The sequence below is a fragment of the Pseudomonas sp. FBF18 genome, from assembly GCF_024261405.1.
In the GTDB taxonomy this organism is placed as follows: Bacteria; Pseudomonadota; Gammaproteobacteria; order Pseudomonadales; family Pseudomonadaceae; genus Aquipseudomonas; species Aquipseudomonas palmensis.
On the sequence record NZ_QKRS01000001.1, the window covers coordinates 443,400 to 456,094 of the forward strand.

General features: G+C 65.3%; 11 protein-coding genes. 6 read left to right on the top strand and 5 right to left on the bottom strand.

The genetic code is table 11. The annotated features are described in order from the left end of the window. Positions 1–4 precede the first annotated feature (4 nt). Positions 5–469, bottom strand: coding sequence for a CopD family protein (locus DN387_RS02105; RefSeq protein WP_043862625.1), 465 nt, complete (start codon positions 467–469; stop codon positions 5–7). Positions 470–566: 97 nt separating this feature from the next. Here DN387_RS02105 and dinG point away from each other — a divergent pair, with 97 nt between their 5' ends. From dinG to pdxH, 5 genes are all read left to right on the top strand, one after another. Next, positions 567–2,711, top strand: a complete 2,145-nt coding sequence (gene dinG, locus DN387_RS02110; RefSeq protein WP_054914732.1) for an ATP-dependent DNA helicase DinG — start codon at positions 567–569, stop codon at positions 2,709–2,711. An 81-nt stretch (positions 2,712–2,792) separates the two neighbouring features. Next, positions 2,793–4,979 carry a beta-galactosidase gene (locus DN387_RS02115; protein WP_054914731.1) on the top strand — a complete coding sequence of 729 codons (2,187 nt, stop codon included), beginning with the start codon at positions 2,793–2,795 and terminating at the stop codon, positions 4,977–4,979. A 108-nt stretch (positions 4,980–5,087) separates the two neighbouring features. Further along, a complete protein-coding gene (locus DN387_RS02120) occupies positions 5,088–6,233 on the top strand; it encodes a serine hydrolase domain-containing protein (RefSeq protein WP_054914730.1) in 1,146 nt (381 codons plus the stop codon). A gap of 98 nt (positions 6,234–6,331) precedes the next feature. Then, on the top strand, positions 6,332–7,309 hold the full coding sequence (locus DN387_RS02125; RefSeq protein ID WP_054914729.1) for an OmpA family protein: 978 nt from the start codon (positions 6,332–6,334) through the stop codon (positions 7,307–7,309). Between the two features lie 18 nt (positions 7,310–7,327). Further along, the gene (pdxH, locus tag DN387_RS02130) at positions 7,328–7,975 is read left to right on the top strand and encodes a pyridoxamine 5'-phosphate oxidase (RefSeq protein ID WP_043862620.1); all 648 of its coding nucleotides are present in this window, start codon (positions 7,328–7,330) and stop codon (positions 7,973–7,975) included. Here the strand turns inward: pdxH and DN387_RS02135 are convergent. Beyond that, the gene (locus DN387_RS02135) at positions 7,972–8,208 is read right to left on the bottom strand and encodes a hypothetical protein (protein WP_043862619.1); all 237 of its coding nucleotides are present in this window, start codon (positions 8,206–8,208) and stop codon (positions 7,972–7,974) included. The two genes, pdxH and DN387_RS02135, sit on opposite strands and share 4 nt — an antisense overlap. Positions 8,209–8,355: 147 nt before the next feature. On the opposite strand from DN387_RS02135, the gene DN387_RS02140 reads away from it, so the two are divergent. Continuing rightward, a complete protein-coding gene (locus tag DN387_RS02140) occupies positions 8,356–8,820 on the top strand; it encodes a glycine zipper 2TM domain-containing protein (protein ID WP_043862618.1) in 465 nt (154 codons plus the stop codon). 91 nt (positions 8,821–8,911) lie between these two features. Here DN387_RS02140 and nhaA read toward each other — a convergent pair whose 3' ends face one another. The 3 genes from nhaA to DN387_RS02155 all read right to left on the bottom strand — a co-directional run bounded on the left by nhaA (position 8,912) and on the right by DN387_RS02155 (position 12,662). Further along, positions 8,912–10,093 (bottom strand): Na+/H+ antiporter NhaA, encoded by a 1,182-nt coding sequence (gene nhaA / locus DN387_RS02145; protein WP_054914728.1) that lies wholly within the window; start codon positions 10,091–10,093, stop codon positions 8,912–8,914. 169 nt (positions 10,094–10,262) lie between these two features. Next, positions 10,263–11,882, bottom strand: a complete 1,620-nt coding sequence (locus DN387_RS02150; protein WP_054914727.1) for an NAD(P)/FAD-dependent oxidoreductase — start codon at positions 11,880–11,882, stop codon at positions 10,263–10,265. A 105-nt stretch (positions 11,883–11,987) separates the two neighbouring features. Then, the gene (locus DN387_RS02155) at positions 11,988–12,662 is read right to left on the bottom strand and encodes a COG3650 family protein (protein ID WP_043862615.1); all 675 of its coding nucleotides are present in this window, start codon (positions 12,660–12,662) and stop codon (positions 11,988–11,990) included. Between the last annotated feature and the right edge of the window lie 33 nt (positions 12,663–12,695).

The following is a 12,695-nucleotide window of genomic DNA, read 5'->3' on the forward strand; positions in this document are numbered from 1 at the left end:
CACCTCACACCAGCAGCCGGCTCGACGCCACCAGCACCACCGCAATACCCAGCAGCAGGTTGATCCCCACCAGGCGCCGAATGCGCCCGAGCACTGCGGCCCCGGCGGGCCAGTCCTGCGCCTTCACTGCCTTGCGCAACTCTGGCAGCAGCAGCGCCTGGATTCTCAGAAACAGCGCAAACATCGCAATCCCTGCGCCAATCATCACCTGCACATAACGTGGCGCAGTCTCGAACCCCGAGAAGCGCATGTGCATCATGCCAACGCCGGTGATCGCCAGCACCGCGACCGCCACCCAGACCCACACGAAAAAACGTTGAAACACTTCTACCCACAGCGTCAGCCGTGAAGGGCCGTCAAGCGCGGCCACCATGGCCGGGCGCAGGATCAGCCAGGCGAAGAACATGCCGCCCACCCAGATCAGGGCGGCCAGCAAATGCAGGCTGTAGGGGATGGCAAAGGCGGTCATCGGGAACTCCATTCGGCGCAAGGGGCAATAGCGGGGTATGATAGCGACCCATTCGAAACACTGAAAATTTATCCAGCCCTCCGGGCGCCCCGACACCATGATCAGCAACGAACTCAAATCCCAGATTCAGGGCGCCTATTCGCGTTTTCTCGAAGCCAAGAGCCTCAAGCCCCGCTACGGCCAGCGTCTGATGATCGCCGAAGTGGCCAAGGTGCTGGGCGACATCGCCGTGGACGACGAAGGCCGCCGCAGCGGCGAGCCCGCCGTGGTCGCGGTCGAGGCCGGCACCGGTACCGGCAAGACGGTGGCCTACAGCCTCGCCTCGATTCCCGCGGCCAAGGCTGCTGGCAAGCGCCTGGTGATCGCCACCGCCACCGTGGCCCTGCAGGAACAGATCGTGTTCAAGGACCTGCCGGACCTGATGCGCAACAGCGGCCTGAACTTCAGCTTCGCCCTGGCCAAGGGGCGTGGTCGCTACCTGTGCCTGTCCAAGCTCGACCTGCTGCTGCAGGAAGGCCACGCCCAGACCGCCACCGCGCAGCTGTTCGAGGAGGAGGGCTTTCGCATCGAGGTGGACGAGGCCAGTCAGAAGCTGTTCACCAGCATGATCGAGAAGCTGGCCGGCAACAAATGGGACGGCGACCGCGACAGCTGGCCACAGGCCCTGGAAGACCAGGACTGGTCGCGCCTGACCACCGACCACAGCCAGTGCACCGGCCGCCACTGCCCCAACTTCGGGCAGTGCACCTTCTACAAGGCCCGCGAGGGCATGGGCAAGGTCGACGTGATCGTCACCAACCACGACATGGTGCTGGCCGACCTGGCCCTGGGCGGCGGCGCCGTGCTGCCCGACCCGCGCGACACCATCTATGTGTTCGACGAAGGCCATCACCTGCCCGACAAGGCCATCGGCCATTTCGCCCATTACACCCGCCTGCGCTCGACCGCCGACTGGCTCGAGCAGACCGCCAAGAACCTGGCCAAGCTGCTGGCGCAGAACCCGCTGCCGGGCGACCTGGGCAAGTACATCGAGCAGGTGCCGCAACTGGCCCGCGAGATCAAGGCCCAGCAGCAGTTCATGTTCAGCGCCTGCGAGCAGGTGGCGGAGTTTCGCCCCGGCGAAGACATGGAAGGCCGCGAACGCCCGCGCTATCGCTTCGTCGGCGGCGTGGTGCCCGAGCACATGCGCGAGATGGGCATCGAACTGAAAAAGGGCTTTTCGCGCCTGACCGACCTGTTCACCCGACTCACCGACCTGCTCAAGGAAGGCATGGACGCCGAAGTCAGCATCGGCATCCCCAGCCACCAGGCCGAGGAGTGGTACCCGTTGTTCGGCAGCCTGCAGACCCGTGCCCAGGGCAACTGGGAGCTGTGGACCGCCTTTACCGCCGAAGACCCGGAAGACAGCCCGCCGATGGCGCGCTGGCTGACCCTGGCCGAAAGCGGTGCGCTGTTCGATATCGAGGTCAACGCCAGCCCGATCCTGGCGGCCGAGATGCTGCGCCGCAACCTGTGGAACGTCGCCCATGGCGCCCTGGTGACCTCGGCCACCCTGACCGCGCTGGGCAAGTTCGATCGCTTTCGCATGCGCGCCGGGCTGCCCAAGCTGGCCGTCACGGCGGTGGTGCCCAGCCCGTTCCACCACGTGGATGCGGGCGTGCTGCGCGTGCCGGACCTACGTGCCGACCCGCGCGATGCTCCGGCGCATACCGCCGCGATCATCCGCGACCTACCCGAGCTGGTGGAAGGCTCGCGTGGCTCGCTGGTGCTGTTCTCGTCGCGCAAGCAGATGCAGGACGTGTTCGACGGCCTGGACCGCGACTGGCGCAAGCAGGTGTTCATCCAGGGCAACCTGTCCAAGCAGGAAACCCTCAACAAGCACAAGGCGCGCGTCGACGGCGGGGACTCCAGCGTGCTGTTCGGCCTGGCCAGCTTTGCCGAAGGGGTCGACCTGCCGGGTGCGTATTGCGAGCACGTGGTCATCGCCAAGATTCCCTTCGCGGTGCCGGACGACCCGGTCGAGGCGGCCCTGGCCGAGTGGATCGAGGCCCGTGGCGGCAACCCGTTCATGGAGATCGCCGTGCCGGATGCCTCGCTGCGCCTGATCCAGGCCTGCGGGCGCCTGCTGCGTACCGAACAGGACCGCGGCACCATCACCCTGCTTGACCGGCGCGTGGTCACCCAGCGCTACGGCAAGGCTATCCTCAATGCGCTGCCGCCGTTTCGCCGGGAAATTTCCTGAGCGGCACAGCGCTTTGCAGTGCCCCGTTGTCTATTGCACAGATCAAGGCCCGCAAGGGCCATCAAGGAGAACTCCAGCCCTATGTTGCGCCGTACCCTGCCTGCCGTGATTGCACTGTTGTTCAGCTCGCCGCTGCTGGCCGGGCAACAGACGCTGTTCAACTTCGTTCGCCCGGCCGCGGTGGTCAATGTGGTGACCGAAGATGCCAGCCTGCCGCAGTACAACGCGGAGCAGACAGCCGAGGGCGAGGTACTGCGGCGCGTGGTGTTCAACCCCGTGGAGCGCCCGAGCCTGCGCCTTAGCCCGCAGACCGGGGTGTGGGACTGGACGGGCGCTACCGCGCTGACCTTGCGCATGCAGAGCGCCATGGACTGGGCGCTGAGCGTCGACGTGACGGTGCTCAGCAGCGACGGCAGTACCCTCACCAGCCGCATCGACCTGCCGGCCGGCCCGGCACAGACCGTAATGGTACCGCTGACCGCCAGCTCGCCGCTCACCCAGGGCATGCGCGTCGGTCCGCCGATGCCGTTCCGTCATCAGGGCCAGCGGGTGCTGCTGACCAGCAGCGAGGGCAAGGCCGACCTCAAGCAGGTGGTATCGGTCACGCTGTCGATGCCCAGGCCCAAGGTGGCGCAGAGTCTGCTGATCGAGCGCTTTGGCGTGCAGGACGACGACGTGCTGCAAAAGGCCGCCTATGCCGGCCTCATCGACGGTTATGGGCAGTCCACCCGTGGTCGCTGGCCCGAAAAGATCAGCAGTGACGACCAGCTCAAGGCGGCTGCCCAGCGCGAGCAGCAGCAGCTCAAGGGCTGGCTGGACGAGCGCAGCAAGCTCAAGCTGGACACGTTCGGCGGCCTGCTTGGCGCTGAGGCATTCGAGGCCAAGGGGTTCTTTCGCACCGAAAAGCGTGAGGGTCGCTGGTTTCTGGTCACGCCGCTGGGGCATCCGTTCTACTCGCTGGGGGTCAATGCCGTGGCGGCCGATGGCGGTCGCACCTACGTGGAAGGGCGCGAGTCGATGTTCACCGCCTTGCCCGAGGCGCAGACCCCGCTGGCGCAGTACTACGGCCAGGGCGACAACCTGGACGGCAACGGTTCTTCCCAGGGGCGCGGTTTCGGCAAGGGGCGCTGGTTCGACTTCTACGCCGCCAACCTGGGCCGTGGTCACGCCACGCCGACGTTCGACCAGGCGCGCTGGCAGGGCCAGAGCCTGGATCGCCTGCAGGCCTGGGGTTTCAACACCCTGGGCAACTGGAGCGACAACGGCCTGCAGAGCGAACGCCTGGCCTACACCCTGCCGTTGTCCATCGGCGGCGACTACACCAGCATCAGCACGGGGGTGGACTGGTGGGGTGCGATGCCCGACCCGTTCGACCCGCGCTTTGCCATGGCCACCGAACGTGCTGTGGCGATTGCCGCGCGCGACCATCGCGACGATCCGTGGCTGATTGGCTATTTCGCCGACAACGAGCTGGCCTGGGCGGTGCCGGGTAATGAACCGAAGCAGCGTTATGCGCTGGCCTATGGCACCTTGCGCCTGACCACCGACTCGCCGGCCAAGCGTGCCTTTCTCAAGCAGCTGCGCGACAAGTACCGCAACCAGGAAGGCCTGTCCAAGGCGTGGGGCATCGAACTGACGGCGTGGGAACTGATGGAGGACCCGGGTTTCGAGCCGCCGCTGCCCGACCCCGCGCACCCGGAAATCGAGGCCGACTTCAAGTATTTCCAGCGGGTGTTTGCCGAGACCTACTTCAAGACCATCTCCGACTCGCTGAAATGGCATGCGCCCAATCACCTGCTGCTGGGTGGGCGGTTTGCGGTCAGTACGCCTGAAGCGGTGGCGGCGTGTGCCAAGTACTGTGATGTGGTGAGCTTCAATGTGTATGCACCCACGCCGCAGGATGGCTACGACTTTGCCCAGCTCAATGCGCTGGACAAGCCGGTGCTGGTGTCGGAGTTCCAGTTTGGCTCGCGTGATCGTGGGCCGTTCGGGCCGGGGCCGATGGAAGTGGCGCGTGAGGAGGACCGTGGGCCGGCCTATGCGAACTTCGTCAAGGCGGCCTTGAAGGAGCCTTCGATTGTGGGGGTGCACTGGTTCCAGTACCTGGATCAGCCGGCCAGCGGGCGTTTGCTCGATGGCGAGAATGGGCATTTCGGCTTGGTGGGGATTACCGACGTGCCGTTTCAGGGGTTTGTGGAGAGTGTGCGCAAGAGCAATCTTGGGGTGGTGGAGCAACTGAACAAGCCGCTGGTGATGCCGGCACGGTAGGCGCCTGAGAGCGCAAGGGGACCGCCTGGCTTTGCGGTGTTCCCAAAAACCTCCAGTGCTGGAACAATGCCAGCCATTTTGTGGCGCAGTACGGCGGGGTAATTACGGGTGCAGATTCAAGGTCATTACGAACTCCAGTTCGAGGCGGTACGCGAAGCCTTCGCAGCACTTTTCGATGATCCCCAGGAACGCGGCGCCGCACTGTGCATCCAGGTCGGTGGCGAAACGGTCCTCGACCTGTGGGCCGGCACCGCCGACAAGGACGGACAGCAAGCCTGGCACAGCGATACCATCGCCAACCTGTTCTCCTGCACAAAAACCTTCACCGCCGTCACCGCCCTGCAACTGGTGGCCGAAGGCAAGCTGGCGCTGGATGCACCGGTCGCTCGCTACTGGCCAGAATTTGCCCAGGCCGGCAAGAGCTCGGTAACCCTGCGCCAACTGCTGTGCCACCAGGCCGGCCTGCCGGCGATCCGCCAGTTGCTGCCCGCCGAAGCCCTGTACGACTGGCAGACCATGGTCGACACCCTGGCCGCCGAAGCCCCCTGGTGGACCCCCGGCACCGCCCACGGCTACGCCGCGATCACCTACGGCTGGCTGCTGGGCGAGCTGATTCGCCGCGCCGACGGCCGCGGCCCGGGCGAGTCGATCGTGGCGCGCACCGCCAGGCCCCTGGGGCTGGATTTCCATGTGGGACTGGACGATGAAGAGTTCTACCGTGTCGCGCACATCGCCCGGGGCAAAGGCAACCCGGGTGACGAGGCAGCCAAGCGGCTGCTGCAGGTGACGATGCGTGAGCCCGAGGCGTTGTCCACCCGCGCCTTCACCAACCCGCCAGCCATCCTGACCAGTACCAACAAGCCTGAGTGGCGACGCATGCAGCAACCGGCGGCCAATGGCCACGGCAACGCACGCAGCCTGGCCGGGTTCTATGCCGGGCTGCTGGACGGCAGCCTGCTGGAATCGGAACTGCTCGACGAACTGACCCGCGAACACAGTCTGGGCCAGGACATGACCCTGCTGACCCAGACCCGTTTCGGCCTGGGCTGCATGCTTGATCAGCCACAGGTGCCCAACGCCACGTTCGGGCTGGGCGCCAAGGCTTTCGGGCACCCGGGGGCCGGCGGCTCGGTCGGTTTTGCCGATCCGGAGCACGACGTGGCCTTTGGCTTTGTCACCAATACCCTGGGCCCGTATGTCCTGATGGACCCGCGGGCACAGAAACTGGTTCGGGTGCTGGCCGGCTGCCTTTGATCGGGTAAGTCCCTGCAACCGGAACCCATTGTCTATTCTGGATTCCAACAGCCTGCGCTGTCGGGTCAAATTTCTTTCATTTTCATGGTGTATCGCTGATGTCTTCACATAAAACCTTAGCTCTCGCCCTGTGCCTGGCCGTGACCGGTTGCGCACAGCACCCTCAGAACGGCTCGGCCGATGGCGGCCATGGCTGGTGGCCCTTCGGCTCCGACAAGGTGGCCGAAAAGGACGTGAAGGATGTGGTCACCGAGAAGGTTGCCCAGGCTGATGCCAAGTCTGAAAGCAGCAGCCGCTGGTGGTGGCCGTTCGGAAATAGCGACAAGGCCCAGAGCCAGGCCCAGGCGGTACCCAAGATCGACGTCAAGGCCACCCAGGCCTGGCTCGACGACTACGAGCCCAAGCTGCGCGAAGCGATCAAGGACAGCAAGTTCGAGCTCGAGCGCCGCGAAGACGTGCTGGTGGTGACCGTACCGGTCGACTCTTCGTATAACCCTGACCGCCCCGCCATGCTGTTGCCGGCCACCCTCGGCCCGATCACGCGCGTGGCCAAGGTGATCGAGACCGACTCCAAGACCGCCGTGCTGGTACTCGGCCATGCCGACAGCAGCGGCGCAGCTGCTGCCAACCAGAAGCTGAGCCAGGAGCGCGCCCAGTCGGTATCGGCGATTTTCCGCCTCAGCGGCCTGCAGCGTGATCGCCTGATGCTGCGTGGCATGGGGTCGGTGGCGCCGCGCGCCGCCAACGACAGTGTGCAGGGCCGCGCCTTGAACCGCCGCGTCGAGCTGCTGTTGACGCCACAGAACACCATGCTGGCGCTGGTGGCCAAGTACCAGCAGCCGACCCCTAGCCCGGCCGAACTGGTTGCCGTGCAGGACGTCAAGGCACCGGTCAAGGCCGCTGCCAAGCCCGCCACCAAACCAGCGGCGAAAGCCACTGCGAAAAAAGCCCCGGCCGCCAAGCCGGTGGCCAAGAAGAAGCCGGCTGCAGCCGCTGCCAAGCCGGCCGCCAAGAAAGCCGCCCCGGCCGCGAAGAAAGTCGTTGCCAGCAGCACCAGCCCTGCGAAGACCAACTGATCGTCAAGGAAACGCAGCATGACCCAGACCCTGGCCGATATGCGCCGCGACTACACTCGCGACGGCCTGACCGAAACCCAGGCGCCGGCAGAGCCGTTCGCGTTGTTTCACCAATGGTTCGAGGATGCCGTCAAGACCGAGCAGCCGCCCGTCGAAGCCAACGCCATGACGTTGGCAACGGTGGACGGCGAGGGGCGTCCGCATTGCCGTATCCTGCTGCTCAAGGGGCTGGATGAGCAGGGCTTCACCTTCTTCACCAACTACGAAAGTGCCAAGGGCCATCACCTGCGCGCCAACCCGTTCGCCGCCATGACCTTCTTCTGGCCCACCCTGGAACGCCAGGTGCGCATCGAAGGCAAGGTGGTGAAGGTCACGGCGCAGGAATCCGATGCGTATTACCAGGTACGCCCGCTGGGTAGCCGCCTGGGCGCCTGGGCATCGCCGCAGAGCCGGGTGATCGCCAACCGTGAAGAGCTGCAGGATCTGGTCAAGGCCACCGAGCAGCGCTTCAGCGATACCCAGCCGCACTGCCCCGAGCACTGGGGTGGCTACCGCCTGCTGCCGGAACGCATCGAGTTCTGGCAGGGCCGCCCGAGCCGCCTGCATGATCGTCTCAACTACCGGCTCAAACAGGGCCTGTGGCTGCGCGAGCGCCTGGCCCCTTAACCGGCGCGGTATTCGGCGGCCGCGCGTTCCAGCCAGGCCGCCAATTCCTTGCGTTTGACCTTTTGCGCCCTGGCGCTGTCCAGACGTTGTAGCATGAAGACGCGTTTGTGCTCGTCGTCCCCGGCCAGCGACAGGGCCAGGTCGCGGTCCATCCAGCGCTTGATGCGTACATACAGCCACCCGTGAAAATACAGACCCGCCAGGGTGGTTACGGCGATGATGAAGTAATCCATGTCTATCCTTGCCTGTTGAGTGTTGGGGTCATGGCGGGGATCAAGTGCCTGTACCGACGCTGAATGGAAGCAATTTTATACACCGTGTGTCGTGACAGTGGTCAACGCGCGGAGTCTAATGACTACCTGTCTTCTGGAGATGATCCTATGCGTAAATCAGTTTTGTTGGTGGCGTCGTTCACCACGATGTCGCTGCTGCTTGGCGGCTGTACCTCCAACCTGACCGGCGATTCCTATTCCCGCGATGAAGCCCGTCGCGTGCAACAAGTGCGCATGGGTACCATCGAGTCGCTGCGTCCGGTCAAGATCGAAGGCACCAAGACCCCGATCGGCGGCGGCGCCGGTGCCATCGTGGGTGGCGTGGCCGGCAGCGCGGTAGGCGGCGGTCGTGGCAGTATCGTCGCGGCAGTCATCGGTGCGGTAGCCGGCGGCCTGGCAGGTTCTGCAGCCGAGGAAGGCCTGACCCGCACCCAGGGTGTGGAAATCACCGTGCGTGAAGACGATGGCAGCATGCGCGCCTATGTCCAGCAGGTTCAGCAGAACGAAATATTCCGGGTGGGCGAGCGCGTTCGCATCATGACCGTGGATGGCACCAGCCGGGTTTCTCACTGAACCTTGTCCTGCAGCCCTCTGGCTATGAGGGCGTGCAAACAAAACCCCGACTCGGCACCGCCGGTCGGGGTTTTTCATTGCCGGTTCGGCATCAACTGCCGACGGCCTTGCGGCTGGCCATGGCGGTTACCGCGTAGCCGATCACCGCTGCCAGGATGGAACCGGTGAGAATGCCCATGCGGTCCATGCCGGCGTACTCGCTGCTGCCCGGCACGAAGGCCAGCGAGCCGACGAACAGGCTCATGGTGAAGCCGATGCCGCACAGGATCGCCACCCCCAGCACCTGGCCCCAGTTGGCGCCACTGGGCAGGGCGGCCAGGCCCAGCTTGATCGCCAGCCAGGTCAGGCCGAACACTCCGACGGTCTTGCCCAGCAGCAGGCCGACCGCGATGCCCATCGGCACATGGTGGGTAAAGCTCTCGGCGGTGACGCCGGCCAGCGACACGCCGGCATTGGCGAAGGCGAACAGAGGCAGGATACCGAACGCCACCCAGGGGTGAAGGGCGTGCTCCAGCGCCAGCAGGGGCGACGGCTCGGCGTTGCGAGTGCGCAGCGGGATGGTCAGCGCCAGGGTGACACCGGCCAGCGTGGCATGCACGCCGCTCTTGAGTACGCACACCCACAGGATCAACCCGATCACCATGTACGGCCCCAGCTTGACCACCCCCATCCGGTTCATCGCCACCAGCGCTACCAGGCAGGCGGCGGCCAGCATCAGCGACAGGGTGGACAGGGCGCCGGAGTAGAACAGGGCGATGACGATGATCGCGCCCAGGTCGTCGATGATCGCGAGGGTCATCAGGAACAGCTTGAGCGACACCGGTACACGCTTGCCGAGCAGGGCCAGCACGCCGAGGGCGAAGGCGATGTCGGTGGCGGTGGGGATCGCCCAGCCGGCCACGGCGGCGGGGTTGTCCTTGTTGAGGAAGTAGTAGATCAGTGCCGGTACCACCATGCCGCCGATGGCGGCTGCGCCGGGCAGCACGATCTGCGAGGGCCTGGACAGGTGGCCGTCGATGATCTCGCGCTTGACCTCCAGGCCGATGAGCAGAAAGAACAGTGCCATCAGGCCGTCGTTGATCCACAGCAGCAGGGGCTTGGCGATTTGCAGCGCGCCCACCTGGGCCACCACGGGCACGTCGAGCAGGCCGTTGTAGAGGTAGGAGAGGGGGGAGTTGTTGATGATCAGCGCAAGGGCAGCCGCGGCAATCAGCAGCAGGCCGCTGGCTGATTCGAGCTGGAAGAAACGCGTGAATGTGCTGCGTAGAGGCAAGGGTGCTCCTCCATCCTGAAATTCGAAGAGGAACACCCTACCCTGTGGGGATATGCTTTAGAACAAAAACTATATTCTTTTTTGTTATATGCTATTGCGGCTTTTCCGCCAGCAAGGCCAACCCCTGCAGGGGCCGATCTTGCCGTCGAAACGGCCCGCAAGCCCTACCTCACGCTTCCAGGTCCAGCCCCAGCATGCTGCGCGCCACTGCCTCGGCCACGCGAATTCCGTCCACGCCCGCCGACAGAATCCCGCCTGCATACCCAGCCCCCTCACCGGCGGGGAACAACCCCTTCAGGTTCAGGCTCTGCAGGCTGGCATCGCGGGTGATGCGCAGCGGCGAGGAGGTACGCGTCTCGATGCCGGTCAACACCGCATCGGGCAGGTTGTAACCCTTGATCTGGCGGTCGAACGCCGGCAGTGCCTCACGGATCGCCTCGATGGCAAAGGCCGGCAGGCTCAGCGCCAGGTCGCCCAGGCTCACGCCCGGCTTGTACGAGGGTTCCACGCTGCCCAGGGCGGTGGATGGCTTGCCGGCGACAAAGTCGCCCACCAGTTGCGCCGGTGCCTGGTAGTTGCTGCCACCGAGCTCATAGGCCAGGCTCTCCAGACGTTCCTGCAGTTCGATGCCGGCCAGCGGGCCGCCCGGGTAGTCCTGCTCGGGGGTGATGCCGACCACGATGCCAGAGTTGGCATTGCGCTCGTTGCGCGAGTACTGGCTCATGCCGTTGGTCACCACGCGGCCCGGTTCGCTGGTGGCAGCTACCACCGTGCCGCCCGGGCACATGCAGAAGCTGTATACCGAACGTCCGTTCTTGGCGTGGTACACCAGCTTGTAGTCGGCCGCGCCGAGTTTCGGGTGTCCGGCATACTTGCCCAGGCGGGCCTTGTCGATCAGGGTCTGCGGGTGCTCGATGCGAAAGCCGATGGAGAACGGCTTGGCTTCCATGAACACGCCCCGCGCATGCAGCATGCGGAAGGTGTCGCGGGCGCTGTGCCCCAGGGCCAGGATCACGTGGCGCGAATGCAGCTGTTCGCCACTTTCGAGTACCACGCCGGTCAGTTGCTCGCCCTCGCTGATCAGGTCGATGACCTTCTGCTCGAAACGCACCTCGCCGCCCATGGCTTCGATCTGCTGGCGCATGTTCTCGACCATGCCGGTCAGGCGGAAGGTACCGATGTGCGGCTTGTTGACGTACAGGATCTCGTCCGGCGCACCGGCCTTGACGAACTCGTGCAGCACCTTGCGGCCGTGATGCTTCGGGTCCTTGATCTGGCTGTACAGCTTGCCGTCGGAGAAGGTGCCGGCACCGCCTTCGCCAAACTGCACGTTGGACTCGGGGTTGAGCACGCTCTTGCGCCACAGGCCCCAGGTGTCCTTGGTGCGTTGGCGCACCTCCTTGCCGCGTTCGAGGATGATCGGCTTGAAGCCCATCTGTGCCAGCAGCAGGCCGGCGAAGATCCCGCACGGGCCGAAGCCGACCACGATCGGGCGTTCGGCAAGCTCGGCCGGCGCCTGGCCGACCGGCTTGTAGCTGACGTCCGGGGCCGGGGTGATGTTGTGATCGTCGGCGAACTTCTGCAGCAGCTCAGCTTCGTTGCTGGCTGTCAGGTCGATGGTGTAGATGAACAGCAGTTCGGTGTTCTTCTTGCGCGCATCGTAGCTGCGCTTGAACAGCGTGAAGTCCAGCAGCTGGTCGTCGCTGATCCCCAGGCGCTGCACGATGGCTTCGCGCAGGGCTTCGTCCGGGTGATCCAGCGGCAACTTCAGTTCAGTGATTCGTAGCATGACAGGGTCCAGTATCCCGGCCATCAAAGGGCCGGCGGCTTTGCACAAACCGCCAAGTATAAGCTGTTCGCAGGCGCTTAAGGCAGCTTAAACGCGTGCGGCCGGTCAGTCGTTGCGCGAGCCGCCGTAGTAGCCGCAGCCACGCAGGGTCTGGCCATCGATGCGCAGTTCGGCGCTCAGGTGGCTGACCGCGCCGGTGGCGATGTCCACGCAGCGCTGCGGGGCGACCCACAGGTCGATGCGCTGGCCATTGGCTTCGGTGCTCAGTGACAGGCGCCCGTCGGGCATCTGTTCTTCCAGGTACGGCACCGCCAACGAGGGCTGGCCTGGGCGGTCGAGCACCATGCCCTGGCCGCTGGCCTTGATGTTCCAGTCCGGCTCATGGCCGCTGGCGCGCAGGATCAGGCGCTTGAAGTTCGGGTCGCTGCAGGCGCTGGAGGAGTGCTCGACGCGGTACAGCTGTTGCACGTCGAGCTGGCCATCGTTGCCGGCCTGCTGGCTGCCGGCCAGCTTGCCGCGCACGTCGGCGAACAGGGTGCCGGGGGTTGCCGCCAGTGCCGAAGCTTCCTGCAGCAGGCCGGTGTTGCCGGTGTCGCGGACCACGAAGCGGCGGCTCTCCTCGCACGGCTTGAACAGCAACTGGCCGCCAGCGGCGGACAGCTCGCCCTGCAGGCGAGTCATGCCGACGGTGGACACCGTCTCGGGTTTGTCTGCCAGCATCTGGCAACCGGCGAACAGGGGCAGCAGGGCGGCTAACAGCAGCGAAGGGGCGGCACGCATCGGGGGGCTCCAGCATCGGGTCCAGAAAAGTGT